This window comes from Streptomyces mirabilis, assembly GCF_039503195.1.
GTDB lineage: Bacteria > Actinomycetota > Actinomycetes > Streptomycetales > Streptomycetaceae > Streptomyces > Streptomyces mirabilis_D.
In genome coordinates, this window is sequence record NZ_JBCJKP010000001.1 from 8,087,697 (window position 1) to 8,106,697 (window position 19,001).

A 19,001-nucleotide genomic window follows, 5' to 3' on the forward strand; every position below is an offset into this window, starting at 1 on the left:
GACCTCCACCACCGACCCGCCGACCTGGCGAGGTGCACAACGGGTGACGCCAGGTGAACGTGATGATGGAGCGATTCGACCCGGGCGGTGCCGCGCACACGTCGGCGCCCGCGTCCGGTGAACGACGGTACGATCACCGTCGGATTGGTCCGTTGGGTTGTCACGGGTTCCTCCGCTGTGGGGTCACTCCGTCCGTGCCCTGCTTTCCGGACAGGCCAGGTGCATGGTCCACGTGCGATGTCCGCGCTCTGACGAGCGGCTCGGGTAGGGAAAGGGAGAATCGCTCCGATGGCCAAGGAGGACGCCGTGTCCCAAGAGTCGGGCAGCGAGCGTGTGGTCGCCGGCCGCTACAGTCTGCTGTCACCCCTCGGCGCGGGCGGCATGGGCACCGTGTGGCGCGCCTACGACAAGGTGCTGCACCGCGAGGTTGCCATCAAGGAGGTTCGGGCGCCCGCCGGACTGGCGGCGCCCGACATCGAGCGGATGTACACGCGGCTGGAGCGTGAGGCGTGGGCCGCGGCCCGGGTGGCGCATCCGAACGTGGTGACCGTCTACGACGTGGCCATGGAAGAGGGCCGCCCGTGGATCGTCATGGAGTTGGTCCGCGGTCAGTCGCTGGCCGACCTGCTCAAGACCGAGGGCCGACTCTCCCCGCAACGTGCCGCGTCCATCGGCCTCGAGGTGCTCGCCGCGCTCCACGCCGCCCACGAGACCGGCGTGCTGCACCGAGACGTGAAACCGGCCAACGTGCTGATAGCCAGGGACGGCCGGGTGGTGCTCACCGATTTCGGCATCGCCATGATCGAGGGCGACTCCGCGCTCACCATGACCGGTGAAGTCGTCGGATCGCCCGAGTTCCTGTCTCCGGAGCGGGCGTTGGGCCAGCGGTCCGGGCCCGCGTCGGACCTGTGGTCGCTCGGCGTGCTGCTGTACGCGGCCGTCGAGGCGCGCTCCCCCTTCCGTCAGAACACCCCGCTGAGCACTCTGCGGGCCATCGTGGACGCGGAGTTGCCGCAAGTCCGCCGGGCCGGCGCCCTCACTCCGGTCATCGAGGGACTGCTGCGCAAGGATCCGGGCGAACGTCTCACCGCCGGGCAGGCGGCAGCGGACCTGCGGCTCATCGGCCAGGGCGGCATCCCCGACCCGGGAATCGTGCGGCCGTCCTCCGACTCCCCGACCGTTTCGACACAGCCCACGACACGAACGTCTCCCGCGGATCCTGGGGAACAGCCCACGGTCACGCATTCCTTGGAAGCGCCCACGATCGATGATCCCTCGGCGCAGGCGACGGTCGCGGAACCTTCGGTGCAGGCGACGGTCGCGGAACCTTCGGTGCAGGCGACGGTCGCGGAACCTTCGGTGCAGGCGGCGGACGCGGATCCCGTGACGCAGCCCACGGTCGCCGAGCCCCTGGCGCAGGCTGCGGTCGCGGATCCTTCGGCGCAGCCCACGATCACGCGTTCCCCGGCGCGTTCGGCGGACGCGGATCCTGGGGCACAGCCCGCGGTCGCGGATCCCGCAGGGCTGGGTCCGCGCGCCGCCGGCACACCCGCCTCCTCCGTCCCCCCGGTTGACGCGCGGCGCAGCCGGCGCAGCATCGCGCTCGTCGCCGCGGGCGTGTCCCTGTGCGTGCTGGCGCTGGCCGGGGTGGGCTATGCGCTCATGAACGACGGAAACGGAAGCGGGGATCGGCAGAGCGCCGGCAACACCACCGCAGGGGCGGGCTCGGCCTCGAAAAACGCCGAGAACGCCACCGCCGCCGGCACACAGGGCGACGGCCAAGGCGCCTCCGCCACCCTGGGGGTGCGGGTGACGGTGACGGGTTCGCACACGACGTACTCGGGACCGTGCCCGCCGCCGAGCGAGCAGGCGCCCACCTTTACGGCGACGTTCTCGGTGGACCGGCTCCCGGCCCAATTCTCCTACCGGTGGGTGTCCAAGGACGGCTCGGTGACCGATCCGCACTGGAGGACGCTGGTGTTCTCGGACGACGGAGGGCTCAGCAAGCAGGACACGGTGAGCCTGAGCACGTGGGCGGAAGCCGGGAAGCTCGAGAGCGAAATCGGCGTGGAGCTCAAGGCACCCTTGCAGGGCAAGTCCAACACGGTGCCTCTGTCGCTCACTTGCGAGGCCGGAACGGGCTGAGACAGGTCCTCCGGGCATCGACCGACGGCTCGGACCGCGTTGCCGAGGGCCGCAACAGGCCGCCGCGGAAGGGTTTCCAGCACTCTTCACCGCACGTCGAGTGCGCGGATCGGGGCTGGCATCGGTCCCGGCCTTCCCGTGCCCGGAGTTCTTCCGCGGCGCGGCGAGGTGTCCGGATCGCGGCCCCGCGACGCGGCGCGGAACGAACGTGTCGCAAGAATCGAACTAAACCAGGTCACGTTCACGTTTGAGTGAAGGCTCCGGTCTCGTGTCGGGTCAGCCGCGTCGCGCGGCCTCTCTTCCGCAGTTGGATGTCGTTCATAAGGAGTATGAGTGCCATCGGTCATCCTGGGGCAAACGGGCCCCTTCACTGGTCAAAGCGTGGTCCTGAGCGCTGCTCCACTGACGTTCGGTCGCAAGAGCGACAACGACGTCGTGATCGTCAGCGCCAACGCCTCCCGTCTGCACGCCGAAATCCTCGAGGAGGATGCCGGCTTCGTGCTCTACGACCGCAACAGCCGGAACGGCACCTTCGTCAACGACCAGCGCATCACCCGGCATGTACTGCGCTCCGGCGACCGCATCCGAATAGGTGAGGAGACCTTCCTCTTCGAGTCGGAGGACGCCATCGAGACGATGATGGATCTCTCCCACCTCGACGCACCCCGGGTGAGCGCCTCCGTGGACCCTGGCGTGCTCAGGGTCACCGTCACCGGCGGAGGCCCGGTGGGCCTCGCCTTCGCGCTGACGCTGGAGAACATGCTGCGCGGGCGGGTCTCGATCACGGTCTACGAAGGGCGGTGGACCAAGAACGGCTCCACCGTCGACTGGAAGGACGAGACCCAGGGAAACGTCCGTCGCCAACAGGTCGTGACCGTCCAGAGCCGGCAGTACCTCGCGCTGCCTGAGGACATCCAGTCGGCGCTGTTCGGCGACGTGGGCGACTATTCGGAAATGTGGCCCGTCGGACCGGACTCCGTGGACGGCCTGCCTCCCCGCAACATCCGGATCGCCTACATCGAGGACCGCCTGCTGGAGTTGGCGAACAAGAACGCCGCGATCCGGCTGGTGCCGGAGCGGTTCGACCCTTCGGAGCATCAGGGTCGACTCGCGCAGGAACACGTCCTGGCGATCTGCGAGGGCGGACGATCCCGCACGCGGGAGCACTACGCCGACCGCTTCGGCGCGGCCGACGCCTCGATCTACTCCCTCGACGGCGACCATCTGCAGGACGTGGTGCTGGGGCTTCGGGTGAAGTCCCCGCTCTCGGACCAGATGAGCGTCCTGCTGACCGTGTCGCAGAACAGGTTTCTTCTCAACTCGCTGCGCGGCGAGGGCTTCTTGAACATGCGGCTCACCCGCGAGGAGGCCCGAAACGTGATCGGCATCGACCCGGTCCGTCAGGTCTTCGAGGAGTGCATCGCCGCTCGCCCCTGCGTCATGAGCCGCGAGGAGGACCACGAGTTCCGCTGTCCCACGCACGGGACCCTCTTCCTGCCCGCCCTGCTGCGCAGTTCGCCCTTGTGGAAGCGGATCCGGGAGGGACTGAAGCTGTTCGGCGTGCCGGAGAACGACCTCACCGCGATCACGTCGTTCCGCCTGGACATGGTGCAGCGCCCGCGGTTCACGGCGCAGCTGAGCCGCCCGACCGCGACGGGCCCCGGCACGTACGGCCTCCTGCTGGGCGACGCGGCCAACGCCATCCACTTCTGGCCGGGTCGCGGCCTCAACAGCGGTCTCGCCTCCGCCACTTCGCTCGCTCGCTCCCTCAGCCGCACATGGCGGGGAAAGCCGCTGCGCGACGCCGACTTCATCCGGCACGAGGCGGCCATGTCCATGCTGCAGTACCGGCACAAGAGCCGGGCCTGGAACGCCATGGTCACCACCGACGAACAGGGCGTCACCCGGGCCATCAAGGACATCATCGCCCGCAGCATGGAACCGGAACCCGGCGACGGCTCCGAACCCGGGCACGCGTCCCTCGACGCTCTGCTGGAGCGCATGACCGCGATACGCGAGCGCCTCGCAACCCGTCTCCCCGGTATGCCCACCGACGAGGAACTGCGCAACCACCTCTCGACGCTGGACCCGGCCACGCTCCGCACGCTCCAGGAAAGCGGTGCGTGGGACACGCTGATCGTCGGCGGCGAGGAAGCCGACATCGATCTCTTCTACCAGTCGGACTCCCCCGTCTACGTCCCTCGCCCCACCGACCCGCGAATCGGGCCGCCGGCCCGCACGCCGCAGGATTCCGTGCCCTCCAACCCGCTCTGAGGCCGGACAGGACATTCCGCGGCGAGGAGAACACGGCTCCTCCCTCTTTCCTGGAGAAGAGGAGCCGTGTTCTTCGAAGTCGTACAGGGCATGATCATGATGGAGGCAAGGGGCGCACGTCGATTACGTTGGTTGCATATGTCTGGGGTTGGTCATGGATTGTAAGGTCGAGAAAATGTATGGCCTGAGAAAATGCTGAACGAAGTCACTGCGACCCGCTATATCGCACCCCTGCGGTCCGGTGGCTCCGTACCCGGCGTCGTCGAGGCCGACGACCTGGGGACGTACGTCGTGAAGTTCACGGGCTCCGCGCAGGGACGCAAGGCGCTGGTCGCCGAGGTGATCGTCGGTGAGCTGGCGCGCGCCCTCGGGCTGCGCTTCCCCGAGCTGGTCCTCGTCCACTTCGATCCGGCCGTCGCCGAGCACGAACCGCACCAGGAGGTCCAGGACCTGCTGCGCGTCAGCGCGGGGCTCAACCTCGGCATGGACTATCTGCCGGGTGCGAAGGACTTCACCCCGGAGACGGCCAGGACGTTCCCCGTCGACCCGCTGGAGGCGGGCAGGGTGATCTGGCTGGACGCCCTCACGGTCAACGTGGACCGCACGGTGCACAGCTCGAACCTGATGGTCTGGCCGACGTTCGGCATCGCGCCCCCGCGGCTGTGGCTGATCGACCACGGCGCCGCCCTCGTCTTCCACCACCGCTGGGACGCCTCGGCCCCGGAGAGGGCGTACGACTTCCGCCGCCACGCCCTCGGCGGCTACGCCCCGGACACCCGTGCCGCCGACGCCGAGCTCGCGCCCAGGGTGACGGAGGAGCTGCTGCGCGAGGTCACCGCCGCGGTGCCGGACGCCTGGCTCGCGGAAGAACCCGGTTTCGCGGCCCCGGACGAGGCGCGGGAGGCCTACGTCCGCTATCTCCTCGCCCGCGTGAAGGCCTCGGCGGACTGGCTCCCCACGGACTTCCCGAGCCGTGAACAGCTCGCCGCCGAGGACGCGGACCGCGCGACGAAGACCCAGCAGGGCCGCCCGAACTGGCTCAAGCGGGTCCCCGACCTGCACGGCAAACCGGCGGCGGAACAGGATTGGTCGGTGCACCTCGGATGACAGACGTCCAGCGCGTCCAGATCGAATACTGCACCCAGTGCCGCTGGCTGCCCCGCGCGGCCTGGCTGGCCCAGGAACTGCTCACCACCTTCGAGACGGAACTCACCGAGCTGTCCCTGAAGCCCGGCACCGGCGGCGTGTTCGTCGTCCGCGTGAACGACGAGGTGGTCTGGGACCGGCGCGAGCAGGGTTTCCCGGAACCGACGGCCGTCAAGAAGCTCGTACGCGACCGAGTGGCCCCGGGAAGGTCCCTGGGCCACTCGGACAAGTGAGCCGCCTCGGAGGTCAGCCCTTGAGCTGCTCGTACGCCGGCAGCGTCAGGAAGTCGGCGTAGTTCTCGTCCAGCGCGACCTCCAGGAGCAGGTCGTGAGCCTGCTGCCAGTGGCCGGCCGCGAAGGCCTCCTCGCCGACCTCGGCGCGGATGTTCGCCAGTTCCTCGGCGGCGACCTCGCGGGCCAGCTCCGGGGTGGCCTTCACGGTGTGCCCCGCGTGCTCGAACTCGACGCCCGCGTTGATCCACTGCCAGATCTGCGAGCGGGAGATCTCGGCGGTGGCCGCGTCCTCCATGAGGTTGAAGATGGCGACCGCGCCGAGCCCGCGCAGCCAGGCCTCGATGTAACGGATGCCGACCTGGACGGCGTTGACCAGACCGTCGTACGTCGGCCTGGCGTCGAGGGAGTCGACGGCGATCAGGTCTCCGGCGGCGACCGACACGTCCTCGCGCAACCGGTCCTTCTGGTTCGGCTTCTCGCCGAGGACGGCGTCGAAGGAGGCCATCGCGATCGGGACCAGGTCCGGGTGGGCCACCCACGAGCCGTCGAAGCCGTCGCCCGCCTCGCGGTCCTTGTCGGCCTTGACCTTCTCGAAGGCGACCTTGTTGACCTCTTCGTCGCGCCGGGAGGGGATGAACGCCGCCATGCCGCCGATCGCGTGCGCGCCGCGCTTGTGGCAGGTGCGGACGAGGAGTTCGGTGTAGGCACGCATGAACGGGGCCGTCATCGTCACCGCGTTGCGGTCCGGCAGCACGAACTTCTGGCCGCCGTCACGGAAGTTCTTGACGATGGAGAAGAGGTAGTCCCAGCGACCCGCGTTCAACCCGGAGGCGTGTTCGCGGAGTTCGTAGAGGATCTCCTCCATCTCGTACGCCGCCGTGATCGTCTCGATCAGGACGGTCGCGCGGACGGTGCCCTGCGGGATGCCGACGTAGTCCTGCGCGAAGACGAAGACGTCGTTCCAGAGGCGGGCCTCCAGGTGCGACTCGGTCTTCGGGAGGTAGAAGTACGGGCCCTTGCCGAGGTCGAGCAGCCGCTGCGCGTTGTGGAAGAAGTACAGGCCGAAGTCGACGAGCGCGCCGGGGACGGGGGTGCCGTCCGCGTCGACGAGGTGACGCTCGTTCAGGTGCCAGCCACGTGGCCGCATGACGACCGTCGCGAGCTCGTCGTTCGCCTTCAGGGCGTACGTCTTGCCGGACTTCGGGTCCGTGAAGTCGATGCTGCGGGTGTACGCGTCGATCAGGTTGAGCTGACCGGTGACCACGTTCTCCCAGGTGGGCGCCGAGGCGTCCTCGAAGTCCGCGAGCCAGACCTTCGCGCCCGAGTTGAGGGCGTTGATGGTCATCTTGCGGTCGGTGGGGCCGGTGATCTCGACACGGCGGTCGTTCAGGGCGGCCGGAGCGGGAGCCACCTTCCAGGAGTCGTCCGCGCGGATGGCGGCGGTCTGGGGGAGGAAGTCGAGCGTGGAGGTGCGGGCGATCTCGGCGCGGCGCTCCGCGCGGCGGGCGAGGAGCTCCTCACGCCGGGGCGTGAACAACCGGTGCAGCTCGGCCACGAAGGCGAGGGCCGCGTCGGTGAGGACCTCTTCCTGCCGGGGCAGGGGCTCGGCGTCGACGATGGCCAGCGAGGACGGCGCTGGTGCGGACATGAGCTGTCACTTCCTTCAGCGAGCGTGGCACCGGGTGCCTGGCGACCCGGGTACGGCGATCGGCGCCGGGAGAGCAGCCCGGCGCTTCTGAACAGTGGATAGTAGTTTCCTCATGGTGGAAGTTCAATGGTTTGTTGATGTCGAGATTCTCCAGGTCGAGGCACCGTGGCGCTCAGTGCCACGCCGTTCACTCAAGGTGTCCCAGATCGTCCTCCGTGTCGATGTCGTACGGCTCCGCCACGTCACCGCACTCGACGAGCGTGATCGCGGCCTCGTGCTCCTTCAGATAGGCGCGTGCCCCTCGGTCACCGGTGGCACTCGCCGCGACACCGGCCCAGTGGGCGGCGCCGAAGAGGACGGGATGGCCGCGCACACCGTCGTACGTCGCGGAAACCAGCGAGGTGTCGTCCTGGTGGGCGGCGAGCACCCGGGCGACCGCTCGCGGCCCGATGCCGGGCTGGTCGACCAGCGAGACCAGTGCCGCCCGCGCGCCCGTGCCGGCGAGCGAGCCGAGCCCGGCGCGTAGTGACGAACCCATGCCGTTCTCCCACTCCGGGTTGTCCACGAGCACACACCCGTCGAGCCGCGCCCGCTCCCGTACGGCGTCGGCACGCGCCCCCAGCACCACGTGGACGCGCGTGCAGCCGGCCGCGCGCAGCACCCCCACCGCGTATTCCACGAGGGGGCGCCCCCGATGTTCGAGCAGCGCCTTGGGCCGCCCGCCGAGCCGTCGTCCCCCGCCCGCCGCGAGGAGCAGCCCGGCCACCTGGTCTTCTTCGTGCGTCATACGCCGTCTTCCCTGTGCGTCATACCTCCTGCATACCTGACCCGGCGCCGAGGGCATGGTCTCGCGGGGCTGAATTTCGGTCCGCGCGGTGGCGCCACCGCATCGGGTGGCGTTTACTGGCCCGCGTCCCCCGGCGCCCGACCATCGCCACGGGGTGCGGGAGAGACCGGCGAGGGCGTGCGCACAAGGACGTGCGAGGGGGCGAGCTGTGTTGCGGAGCTTGGGACAGAGGCCAGTGACCGGCAGCGACGAGGATCCGAGGGTGGCGGAACTGCGGACCGCCGTCTCCCGGCTGCGCCGTGAACTCGCCACACATCCGGCCGAGTTCCCCGACCGGGGCATCGCCGAGGACGAGCTCGCCGCGCTCGCGGCGATGGCCCTCAGCGGCATGCCCGAGATACCCCGGCTGCGTCGCTCCCTGCTGCTGATCGCGGGCGCGATCGGCTCGGTCAGCGCGCTGTCGACCGGCCTCGCGGGCGTACGCAGCGCGGTGGAGCTGTTCCGGGAACCGCCCCGGCGCCCTTGAGGGGGCGGGGTCCTTCTCCGGGTGCGTTCCCGGAGGACCTCTCACGCCACCCAGTGCGGGCGGCCCGCCTCCGCTCCGGCCGCGGTGAGCCCGCTGTCCAGGGCGGTCGTGAGCCGGCGTACCGCCTCGTCGAGCACGTCGGACGGCAGGGTGTAGGGGAAACGCAGCCGGTGCTCATGGGTGCCCGGGTCGGCGCCGAAGCGGGAACCGCCCTCGATGCGCAGCCCCTGGGCCAGGGCCGCGCGGGCCAGCGGCGAGGCGATCGGGCGACCCAGGTCGATCCACAGCGTCAGTCCGCCGGGCGGCAACTGCCAGCGCCAGTCGGGGAGATGACGGGCCAGCGAGTCGGCGAGCGCGTCACGCTGGGCACGCAGCCGCGGCAGCCGCTCGCGCAGCACCTCGTCCGTGCGGGCCAGCAGTCCGAGCGCGACCAGCTGGTCCAGGACCGAGCCGCCCATGTCCGTGGGCACCCGCGCGGTCGCCAGCTCCGTGATCAGCCGGGATCCCGCCCGCACCCAACCGAGGCGCAGCCCGCCCCAGTGCGTCTTGCTCAACGACCCCACCGTCACGACCTGTTCGCTCATTCCGCGGGGTGCGAGCGAGGCGAACGGCGCGGCCCCGGGCACATCCAGCGCGATGTCCGTCATCGTCTCGTCGATCACCAGCCAGGTGCCGGTCGTGCGCGCCGACTCCAGTACCGCCAGGCGCTGTTCGAGCGGCATCAGATGACCCGTCGGATTGTGGAAGTCGGGGATCAGATACGCGAGCCGGGGCGCCGCCTGGCGTAGCGCGCAGTCGATCAGCCCCGGGTCCCAGCCCTCCGCCGTGACGGGCACGGGAGTGGTGCGCAGTCCCACGCGGCGCATCGCGTCGAGCGCGTTCGGATACGAGGGGTTCTCGACCAGGATCCGGTCACCGGGCCGCCCGAGCAGCCCGAGCGTCAGCGAGAGGGCCTGCTGCGCGCCGTTCGTGATGAGGATCTGGTCCGGCAGTGTCGGCAGCCCGCGCCGGGTGAACCGCTCGGCGACGGCGGCCCTCAACTCCGGGATTCCGTAGGGGTGATAGCCGGGTGTCGAGGCCCGCCGGGCCAGCAGGACGCCCGCCTCAGCGAAGGCCGCGGCGAGCTCCGCCTCGGGCGCGCCGGGCGCCGCGATGGCCAGGTCGATCACCCCGTCGTCGGCCGGGAAGGAGGCCACATTGGCCGGGCGGTGGCCGGCGGGCAGCTCTGTCCAGGTCCCCGCGCCCCGTCGGCTCCGCGCGAACCCGTCCTCGCGCAGCAGGTCGTACGCCGCCGTCACCGTGGCCCGGCTGACCGTGAGCGCGGAGGCCAGCTCGCGCTCGGCGGGCAGCCGGACGTGCAGCGCGATCCGGCCGTCGAGGAGCAACCTGCGCACGCCGTCGGCCAGCGCCCGATATCCGGGGCGGCCGTCGGCGTGGGGCACGGCGGACAGCAGAGCGGCGAGCTGCCGGCTTCCCAGCGTCCTGTCCATTCCATGGACCACCGGTCCGTTCACCATGCCAACTCCCTTGTATTGGCCCTGTGGGGCAGGCCAATCAGCCTACAGACTTCGGGGACCAGGGGAAATCGTCCCACCGCATTGGCCTGGGAAGGGGAGCGGAGCGATGTCGATCGACGCCGGAAACGTCCGCGAGAAGGGGAGTACGTGCGGCAACGGAGGCGACCACTGCCTCAGCGATCGTGGGGAGCGGGAGATGCAGCGGCGCCAGGAGGCGCGGATGCCGGGGGTGCCGGTGCGGGAGTGGGTGCGCAGGCTGGCCGCGGGGCGCTTCCCCGCCCGTGCCGGTAGGGGGGCTCGGGCTGCCGAGGCCACGCCGGGGTGAGTCCTGATGGCCGCCGCCGGACAGGTCGTCGTCGGCGTCAGCGGCTCGCTCGCCAGCCTCGCCGCGCTGCGGACGGCCGCCCGCGCCGCCCGCTCCAGCGCCCGCGCCGCCCGCTCCAGCGGCCGCGTGCTCGTGGCCGTACTCGCGTGGGAACCGCCCGAGGGTGAGGCCCTCCACGCCCGCAACCCCGACAGCGCCTGGGCCGCCCGCTGCGCCCGCGAGGCCGCCGCCCGGCTCGACCGGGCCTTCGAGGAGGCCTTCGGCGGTACGCCGTCCGAGGTCACCGTCGTCCGCAGGGTGGTCCGTGCCCGTCCCGACCGGGCCCTGTGCCGACTGGCCGCGCGCCCGGACGACCTCCTGGTCATCGGCGCCCGCGCGAGGGCTCGTAGGGCCGCGGTCCGCCGCCAGGTGTCGGCGCGCGCCCGCTGCCCGGTCCTGACGGTGCCCGCCCCGGCCTTCGCACGCCGCGAACGCCGGGCCCTGCGCCGGGCCACGGCGCGGGACTTCGCCGACTTCGCCCCCGGGTGACCCCCGGGTGCTCGGTCAGGCCCCCGGGCCCGAGCTGGCCAGCGCCTCCGACAGCTCCGCCGCGACCTGCTGGAGCATGGGCACGATCTTCTCCGTGGCCACGTCCGTGACCCGGCCCGCGGGACCGGAGATCGAGATGGCGGCGGCCGTGGGGGAGTCGGGGACCGAGACGGCGAGGCAGCGCACGCCGATCTCCTGCTCGTTGTCGTCCACCGCGTAACCGAGCCGGCGCACCTCCTCCAGCGCGGTGAGGAAGCCGTCCGGGGTGGTGATCGTCTTCTCCGTCGCGGCGGGCATGCCGGTACGGGCGAGCAGCGCGCGCACCTCGTCCGCCGGGGTGTTCGCGAGCAGGGCCTTGCCCACGCCCGTGGAGTGCGGCAGCACCCGGCGCCCCACCTCGGTGAACATGCGCATCGAGTGCTTGGAGGGCACCTGGGCCACGTACACGATCTCGTCCCCGTCGAGCAGTGCCATGTTCGCGGTCTCGCCGGTCTCCTCGACCAGACGGGCGAGATAGGGGCGCGCCCAGGTGCCGAGCAGCCGGGAGGCGGACTCGCCCAGGCGGATCAGGCGGGGGCCGAGCGCGTAGCGGCGGTTCGCCTGCTGGCGTACGTAACCGCAGGCCACGAGCGTGCGCATGAGGCGGTGGATGGTGGGCAGCGGCAGCCCGCTGCTCACGGAGAGCTCGCTCAGGCCGACCTCCCCGCCGGCGTCGGCCATGCGCTCGAGCAGGTCGAAGGCGCGCTCGAGGGACTGGACACCACCGCTCGGGGCGGATGACTTGGCGTCGTCGGTGGTGCTGGCGCTGGACGCAGGCACGGCGCGGTCCTTTCAAGGCTGACAGGCAGTGATGCAGCCTACCCGGGACTGGGTTGACTCCTTGGTGGTGCGTAGCTACGTTCTGCTTTGTGGAATTCTAATTCCATTCTGTGGAAATATCCAGAGGGGTGGGTTCGGGGGGCAGGGTGGAGGGGTGAGCCCTTGACGGCGCGAGGGCTTGAGTGAAGACTCCTTCAACAGAACGTTGAATTCCGTTACGTGGAAGTTAACTGCGGCAGCGGGAGTCGACAGCGGCAGAGAGAGGGGTCCGGGTGTCCGACGTCGGATGGGTCGAACTGATGCTGCGCTCGACGCGCGTCATCACTCCCGAAGGGACGCGCGCCGCCACGGTCGCGGTCGCCGCGGGCAGGATCACGGCCGTGCTCGCGTACGACGCCGAGGTGCCGCCCGGCGCCCGCCTGGAGGACTTCGGCGACGACGTCCTCCTGCCGGGCCTGGTCGACACCCACGTGCACGTCAACGACCCCGGCCGCACGGAGTGGGAGGGCTTCTGGACCGCGACGCGCGCCGCCGCGGCCGGCGGCATCACCACGCTGGTCGACATGCCGCTCAACTCCCTCCCGCCGACGACCACGGTCGAGCACCTCCGCACCAAGCAGGACGTCGCCCGCTCCAAGGCGCACATCGACGTCGGCTTCTGGGGCGGTGCCCTCCCCGACAACGTCAAGCACCTGCGCCCGCTGCACGACGCGGGAGTCTTCGGCTTCAAGGCCTTCCTGTCGCCGTCCGGCGTGGACGAGTTCCCCGAGCTGGACCAGGAACAACTGGCCCGGTCCCTGGCCGAGATCGCCGCGTTCGACGGCCTGCTCATCGTGCATGCCGAGGACCCGCACCACCTCGCCGCCGCCCCTCAGAAGGGCGGCCGGAAATACGCCGACTTCCTGGCCTCGCGCCCGCGCGACGCCGAGGACACCGCCATCGGCAACCTCATTGCGCAGGCCGAACGCCTCCACGCGCGTGTGCACGTGCTGCACCTGTCGTCCTCCGACGCGCTGCCCCTGATCGCCGACGCCAAGCGTGCGGGCGTGCGGATCACGGTGGAGACCTGCCCCCACTACCTGACCCTGACGGCGGAGGAAGTCCCGGACGGGGCGAGCGAGTTCAAGTGCTGCCCGCCCATCCGCGAGGCCGCCAACCAGGACCTGCTGTGGCAGGCGCTGGCCGACGGCACGATCGACTGCGTCGTCACCGACCACTCGCCGTCCACGGCCGACCTGAAGACGGACGACTTCGCGACCGCCTGGGGCGGTATCTCCGGGCTCCAGCTGAGCCTGTCGGCGGTCTGGACGGAGGCCCGCAGGCGCGGTCACAGCCTGGAGGACGTGGTCCGCTGGATGTCCACGCGCACCGCCCGGCTGGTCGGCCTGGACTCCCGCAAGGGAGCCATCGCGGTGGGCCGGGACGCCGACTTCGCCGTCCTCGCCCCCGACGAGACCTTCACCGTGGATCCCGCCGCGCTGCAGCACCGCAACCGGGTCACGGCCTACGCCGGCCGAACGCTCAGCGGGGTCGTGAAGTCCACCTGGCTGCGAGGCGAGCGCATCGTGTCCGACGGCGAGTTCGGCGCCCCCGGCGGCGAACTCCTGACGCGCACCCCGTAGTCCTCGAACGCACCCGCACCCGTAGCGGCCGACCTCGAAAGGCAGACCTGATCAACGTGACGGCGATTCCTCACTTCACCGGCGACGCGAACCCCTACGGAGGCGGCGACCCGTACGCGGACCACCGCACCGCCGACTTCCCCTTCACCCAGTACGCCAACCTCGCCGACCGGCAGCTCGGCGCCGGGGTCATCGCCGCCAACGACGAGTTCTTCGCCCAGCGCGAGAACCTCCTGCTGCCCGGGCGGGCCGAGTTCGACCCCGAGAACTTCGGGCACAAGGGCAAGATCATGGACGGCTGGGAGACGCGGCGGCGCCGCGGCGCCTCGGCCGAGCACCCGTGGCCGACGGCCGAGGACCACGACTGGGCGCTCGTCAGGCTCGGCGCACCCGGTGTCGTGCGCGGGGTGGTGGTCGACACGGCCCACTTCCGCGGCAACTACCCCCAGGCGGTGTCGGTCGAGGGCGCCTCGGTGCCCGGCTCCCCGGCACCGGAGGAACTCCTCGGGGACGACGTGAAGTGGACGACGCTGGTACCGCGCACGGCGGTCGGCGGCCACGCCGCCAACGGCTTCGCCGTCTCCGTCGAGCAGCGCTTCACGCACCTCCGCGTCAACCAGCATCCCGACGGCGGCATCGCCCGACTGCGCGTCCACGGCGAGGTCGTGGCCGACCCGCAGTGGCTCTCCGCGCTCGGCACCTTCGACGTTCTCGCCCTGGAGAACGGCGGCCGGGTCGAGGACGCCTCCAACCTCTTCTACTCGCCCGCCACCAACACCATCCAGCCGGGACGCTCCCGCAAGATGGACGACGGCTGGGAGACCCGCCGCCGCCGCGACCAGGGCAACGACTGGATCCGCTACCAGTTGGTCGCCCAGTCCGAGATCCGCGCCCTGGAGATCGACACGGCGTACTTGAAGGGCAACAGTGCCGGCTGGGCGTCGGTGTCGGTGAAGGACGGCGACGACGGCGACTGGGCGGAGGTCCTCCCCCGTACCCGCCTCCAGCCCGACACCAACCACCGCTTCGTCCTCGCCGCGCCCGTGATCGGGACCCACGCGCGCGTGGACATCTTCCCCGACGGCGGCATCTCCCGCCTGCGTCTGTTCGGCTCCCTCACGGAGGAGGGCGCCACGGCCCTGACGGCCAGGTACCAGGAACTCGGCGGCTGAGGCCGCGCCGCCGCGCTGGGCTTCGGCGGACCGCGATCAGGACTGGTCGTCGGCGGCGTCGCGGGTACGGCTGTCGCGCAGCTGGCGCCAGTGCGTGCGGTACAGCACGTAGTAGAGGGCGACGACCACGGCACCCACCTGCAGACCCACGCCGAACTCCAGGAAGGAGTCCTCGCTCATCAGCCGGTTGGTGAGGTAGGCGAAGTTCATGCCGAAGAAACCGGTCAGGAACGACAGCGGCAAGAAGATCATCGAGACGATCGTCAGTCTGTTGATCACGACGTTCTGCTGATCGGCGACGAGTGACGCGTAGCTGGTCGCGGCCCGCCGGGCCGCGTCCCGCAGCGTCTCGATCTCCACGAGGACCAGCTGCACGGTGTGCTCGTGCAGCCGGTTCATCGCCTGCCGCTCCTGCGAGAGGTGGTGATCCGTCATCCTGCGGCGCACCAGGATCTCCTGGGCGACCGCGGCGTACGGCAGGAACGCGCGATGCAGATGGGCCGCGCGCCGTCGCAGCTGGGCCAGCTGTTGGACGTGTCCCGGCTGCCGCCGCTCGAACATCGCCTCCTCCAGGTCCTCGACCTCCAGATGGGCCTGCGTGACGGCCCGGCGGAAGGTCTCCAGGACCCCCTGGAGAAACAGGAACAGCGCTGTCACCGTGTCGGGAGGCAGGTCCTGCGGCAGTTGGTCGAGGAAGGCCTCGATCAGTTCGACGGGCCCGTGGTGCACCGTGATGAAGCGGCGCTGGTCGGCGAGGACATGGATATGGGTGACCTCGTTTCCGCCGACCACCGGAACGACGCCGATGGCAGTCCCGTCGTGATACTCGGCCCGGACGTGCTCGTCCGCTCTGCCGAGCCACTCGCCGGCCGCGTCGTCCAGTCCGAGCCGACGGGAGAGCGGCTCCTCGTCGGGCGGGGGTTCGTCTCCCAGGTCGATGTCCACGATCACGAAGCCGGAGGTCGCCGCGAGGCGCTCCCGGGCCTGTGCCAGACCGGTGCGAGCGACGACGCCCTCCGGCATCGACACCACCGAAACGATCATCGCCCCTCACCGTGGATGGCGTCGTGCGCACACCGCACCGTCCCTCGGCACACTACCGCCGAAGGCCCCGCGAGCAGCTGACCGCGCAGGGCGTCGTGTCGGGCTTCGTTAACTCCCGGAAAACTCATCGGACTTGGCGGGAGAAATCCTCTGCCTTGACATTGACATGCCATGGTCTACGCGCGTCATCCTAGAGTCATGAGATTCCCCCACGAATCACTCGTATCGGCGCCCTGGTCGCCTTCACGTCCGCGCTGCTCATCGGCGGCACCGCCGTGGTCCCCGCCAACGCGGCGGCCACCGCCGTGGGCAGCATCTGCTACAGCAAGCTGCCGTCGCAGGCGTACGACACGCTGGACCTGATCGCGTCCGGCGGTCCCTTCCCGTACTCGCAGGACGGGGCCGTCTTCCAGAACCGGGAGGGTGTCCTGCCCTCCCAGTCCACCGGGTACTACCACGAGTACACCGTCATCACGCCGGGCTCCTCGACGCGTGGCGCCAAGCGCATCGTGACCGGCAAGAAGACGCAGGAGGACTACTACACCGCGGACCACTACGTCACCTTCAAGCTGATCAACTTCGGCTGCTGAGCCGAGGGCTGCGCGTAGTGCTGGTTTGACCCGCTCTGTGGAAGATCCTCGCCCCGCGGTTCCCCCCACGTTCATGGGCCGCGGGGCGAGGTACGTCCGGACGAAAGTATGCGGCGCCGCTACTTTGGTCGACGATCGCCGCCGCGGGGGAGGCGCCCGCGGGGCGGGCCCGTAGTTTGTCGACCGTGAGTGGTGACGATCCGGTGCCGGCGGCACCCGTTCTGCCCGGGCGGCGCTGGCTGCTGCCGTCGGCCGTGGTCGCGGAGCTCGACCCCGAGCGGACGGGTCGGGGCGGGCGCCCCCGGCGTACCGCGCGTGACTGGATGGTCGACTTCGGCTGCTTCGTGCTGGCCGTCGTCATCGGGGCGATGGCCGCGCACACGCTGACCCGCGACCCGGACACCCCGCACGCCCTCGCCGTCGTCGACCAGTGGATCGGCGGCCTCGCCTGCTTCGCCGTGTGGTCGCGCCGCCGGTGGCCGCTGGGGCTGGCCGTGGCGATGATCCCCGTCGGACTGCTCTCGAACACCGCGGGCGGCGCAGGACTGGTCGCCCTCTTCACGCTCGCCGTGCACCGGCCACTCAAGTACGTGGGCTGGGTCGCCGGTCTCCAGCTCGCCCTGCTTCCGGTCTACTTCTGGCTGCGGCCCGATCCCGATCTGTCCTACGCCGCCGCCATCGCCGTCACCACGCTGCTGACCCTGGCGGTCGTCGGCTGGGGCATGTTCGTACGGTCCAAGCGGCAGCTCATGCTGAGTCTGCGGGACCGGGCACGGCGGGCCGAGACGGAGGCCGCGCTGCGGGCCGAGCAGGCGCAGCGGCTGGCGCGCGAGGCGATCGCGCGCGAGATGCACGATGTGCTCGCGCACCGCCTGACGTTGTTGAGCGTGCACGCGGGGGCGTTGGAGTTCCGGCCGGACGCGCCTCGCGAGGAGGTCGCGCGGGCCGCCGGGGTGATCCGGGAGAGCGCGCACGAGGCCCTGCAGGATCTGCGGGAGATCATCGGGGTGCTGCGGGCGGGTGACTCCGACGACGCGGGGCGGCCGCAGCCGACGCTCGGCGCGTTGGACGCGCTGGTCTCCGAGTCGCGTGAGGCGGGGATGAAGGTGGCCCTCGATCTGCGGGTCGCCGATGCCGCGACTGTGCCCGCGTCCGTCGGGCGGACCGTGTATCGCATCGCCCAGGAAGGGCTGACGAACGCCCGTAAGCATGCTCCGGGGGCCGAGGTCACGGTGGGTGTCTCGGGGGCCCCGGGTGACGGTGTGAGTGTGTCCGTGCGCAACCCCGCTCCTCCGGGAGAGGTACCGCATGTGCCGGGTTCCGGGCAGGGGCTGATCGGACTGACCGAGCGGGCCACTCTGGCCGGGGGGCGTCTGGAGCACGGGTCCGACGGGGGTGGGGGCTTCTTGGTGCGGGCGTGGCTGCCGTGGGGTGGGTGAGCGTGGGCGTGTGCCCGCGGTTGCGTGGGGGAGCGTGAGGTGCGCCCGCGGTGCGTGATGTCCGCCCGTGGTTGCGGGGCGGGGCCGTGGCTGCCGGTGTGTCAGGGGGTGCGGGGGATCACTCGGTGGCCCGCGGTGCCGTAGACCCAGCTCGATGTCTCGTTGATGAAGTCTGTCGGGAAGCCTGTGCGGAAGGCCGTGGCCTCCTCCAGGCCGGTCAGTACGTGGTCGGGGAGGGTGAGTTCGCTCGCGCCCAGGTTGTCGGTGAGCTGGGTGACATGGCGGGCGCCGATGATGGGGTGGACGGTGGGGGAGTGGGCCATGGTCCAGGCGATGGCCACCTGGGCCGGGGAGGCGCCGAGTTCGTCGGCCGCCGACCGGACCGCTTCGGCCACCGTCCGTTCGAGTTCCCCGATCGCCTCGGGGGAGAGGCGGGTCGCCGTGCCGGGGGCCACACCGCCCGGACGTGTGTACTTGCCCGACAGGACGCCGTTGTGCAGCGGACTCCACGCGGCCACCGACATGCCGAGGGTCTCCGCCATGGGGAGGAGCTCGCGCTCCGCGTCGCGGCTGAGCAGGCTGTAGGGCACCTGGAGCGCGGCGAAGGGGGACCAACCCCGCCACTCGGCAAGGGTGTTGGCCCGCGAGACCACCCAGGCGGGCGCGTCCGAGATGCCCACGTACAGGACCTTGCCGGACCGTACGGCGTCGTCCAGGGCGCGCATGGTCTCCTCGACCGGCGTGTTCCGGTCCCAGATGTGCACCCAGTAGACGTCGATGTAGTCCGTGTCGAGGCGCCGCAGGCTCGTCTCCAGGGAGAGGGCGAGGTTCTTGCGGTGGTTCCCGGCGGCGTTCGGGTCGGTGCCGTCACGGGAGACGGTGTACTTGGTGGAGAGGACGAAACGGTCGCGTCGGCCTCTGAGTAACTCCCCCACGATCTCCTCGCTGGCGCCGCCGCGGTAGTTGACGGCCGTGTCCACCACGTTGCCGCCCGCCTCCGCGTACGCGTCGAGGATCCGCGCGCACTCCTCCTTCGGCGCCCCCACCCCGCCCTGCTCCCCGAACGTCATGGCACCGAGGAACAGCTCCGAGACGCGCAGGCCGGTCCTGCCCAAGAGCCGATAGCGCACTGAACTCCTCACTCCCGGGAGAGACCCCGTCGAGACTGTCCTGGCGGCCGACGGTA

General features: G+C 70.8%; 17 protein-coding genes. 11 read left to right on the top strand and 6 right to left on the bottom strand.

What is annotated here, in order from left to right; all coding sequences use genetic code 11:
* Positions 1-288 precede the first annotated feature (288 nt).
* The 4 genes from AAFF41_RS36735 (at position 289) to AAFF41_RS36750 (ending at position 5,798) form a co-directional block, all read left to right on the top strand.
* Positions 289-2,145, top strand: a complete 1,857-nt coding sequence (locus AAFF41_RS36735) for a serine/threonine-protein kinase (protein WP_343325295.1) — start codon at positions 289-291, stop codon at positions 2,143-2,145.
* A 333-nt stretch (positions 2,146-2,478) separates the two neighbouring features.
* Complete coding sequence (locus tag AAFF41_RS36740; RefSeq protein WP_343325296.1) at positions 2,479-4,419, top strand: FHA domain-containing protein; 1,941 nt, start codon at positions 2,479-2,481, stop codon at positions 4,417-4,419.
* Between the two features lie 192 nt (positions 4,420-4,611).
* Complete coding sequence (locus AAFF41_RS36745; protein WP_343325297.1) at positions 4,612-5,526, top strand: HipA family kinase; 915 nt, start codon at positions 4,612-4,614, stop codon at positions 5,524-5,526.
* A complete protein-coding gene (locus tag AAFF41_RS36750; protein WP_054237070.1) occupies positions 5,523-5,798 on the top strand; it encodes an Rdx family protein in 276 nt (91 codons plus the stop codon). The genes AAFF41_RS36745 and AAFF41_RS36750 overlap by 4 nt, the downstream gene beginning before the upstream one ends.
* Before the next feature lie 13 nt (positions 5,799-5,811).
* Here the strand turns inward: AAFF41_RS36750 and aceB are convergent, their stop codons facing one another.
* Positions 5,812-7,446: a malate synthase A gene (gene aceB / locus AAFF41_RS36755; protein WP_343325298.1), complete on the bottom strand. Its 1,635-nt coding sequence runs from the start codon at positions 7,444-7,446 to the stop codon at positions 5,812-5,814.
* Between the two features lie 187 nt (positions 7,447-7,633).
* The gene (locus AAFF41_RS36760; protein ID WP_143603360.1) at positions 7,634-8,233 is read right to left on the bottom strand and encodes a nucleotidyltransferase family protein; all 600 of its coding nucleotides are present in this window, start codon (positions 8,231-8,233) and stop codon (positions 7,634-7,636) included.
* Positions 8,234-8,441: 208 nt separating this feature from the next.
* Between AAFF41_RS36760 and AAFF41_RS36765 the strand changes: the two genes are divergently transcribed.
* Positions 8,442-8,759 (top strand): DUF5955 family protein, encoded by a 318-nt coding sequence (locus AAFF41_RS36765; protein ID WP_319752383.1) that lies wholly within the window; start codon positions 8,442-8,444, stop codon positions 8,757-8,759.
* Positions 8,760-8,800: 41 nt separating this feature from the next.
* Here the strand turns inward: AAFF41_RS36765 and yczR are convergent, their stop codons facing one another.
* Positions 8,801-10,276, bottom strand: a complete 1,476-nt coding sequence (gene yczR / locus AAFF41_RS36770; RefSeq protein WP_319752384.1) for a MocR-like transcription factor YczR — start codon at positions 10,274-10,276, stop codon at positions 8,801-8,803.
* 106 nt (positions 10,277-10,382) lie between these two features.
* Between yczR and AAFF41_RS36775 the strand changes: the two genes are divergently transcribed.
* Positions 10,383-10,601, top strand: a complete 219-nt coding sequence (locus AAFF41_RS36775) for a hypothetical protein (RefSeq protein ID WP_343325299.1) — start codon at positions 10,383-10,385, stop codon at positions 10,599-10,601.
* Positions 10,602-10,607: 6 nt separating this feature from the next.
* A complete protein-coding gene (locus AAFF41_RS36780; RefSeq protein ID WP_319752385.1) occupies positions 10,608-11,129 on the top strand; it encodes a universal stress protein in 522 nt (173 codons plus the stop codon).
* Between the two features lie 15 nt (positions 11,130-11,144).
* Here the strand turns inward: AAFF41_RS36780 and AAFF41_RS36785 are convergent, their stop codons facing one another.
* The gene (locus AAFF41_RS36785) at positions 11,145-11,948 is read right to left on the bottom strand and encodes an IclR family transcriptional regulator (protein ID WP_319752386.1); all 804 of its coding nucleotides are present in this window, start codon (positions 11,946-11,948) and stop codon (positions 11,145-11,147) included.
* A gap of 299 nt (positions 11,949-12,247) precedes the next feature.
* Between AAFF41_RS36785 and allB the strand changes: the two genes are divergently transcribed.
* Positions 12,248-13,570 (top strand): allantoinase AllB, encoded by a 1,323-nt coding sequence (allB, locus tag AAFF41_RS36790; protein WP_319752401.1) that lies wholly within the window; start codon positions 12,248-12,250, stop codon positions 13,568-13,570.
* A 56-nt stretch (positions 13,571-13,626) separates the two neighbouring features.
* Positions 13,627-14,742: an allantoicase gene (alc, locus tag AAFF41_RS36795; RefSeq protein WP_343325300.1), complete on the top strand. Its 1,116-nt coding sequence runs from the start codon at positions 13,627-13,629 to the stop codon at positions 14,740-14,742.
* 36 nt (positions 14,743-14,778) lie between these two features.
* On the opposite strand, the gene AAFF41_RS36800 is transcribed toward alc, so the two are convergent.
* Positions 14,779-15,786 carry a magnesium transporter CorA family protein gene (locus tag AAFF41_RS36800; protein ID WP_319752388.1) on the bottom strand — a complete coding sequence of 336 codons (1,008 nt, stop codon included), beginning with the start codon at positions 15,784-15,786 and terminating at the stop codon, positions 14,779-14,781.
* 203 nt (positions 15,787-15,989) lie between these two features.
* Here AAFF41_RS36800 and AAFF41_RS36805 point away from each other — a divergent pair, with 203 nt between their 5' ends.
* Entirely contained in the window at positions 15,990-16,376 is a 387-nt protein-coding gene (locus AAFF41_RS36805; protein WP_343326406.1) for a guanyl-specific ribonuclease, read from the top strand.
* A gap of 176 nt (positions 16,377-16,552) precedes the next feature.
* A complete protein-coding gene (locus tag AAFF41_RS36810; RefSeq protein WP_319752390.1) occupies positions 16,553-17,815 on the top strand; it encodes a sensor histidine kinase in 1,263 nt (420 codons plus the stop codon).
* 101 nt (positions 17,816-17,916) lie between these two features.
* On the opposite strand, the gene AAFF41_RS36815 is transcribed toward AAFF41_RS36810, so the two are convergent.
* Entirely contained in the window at positions 17,917-18,945 is a 1,029-nt protein-coding gene (locus AAFF41_RS36815; RefSeq protein ID WP_319752391.1) for an aldo/keto reductase, read from the bottom strand.
* Between the last annotated feature and the right edge of the window lie 56 nt (positions 18,946-19,001).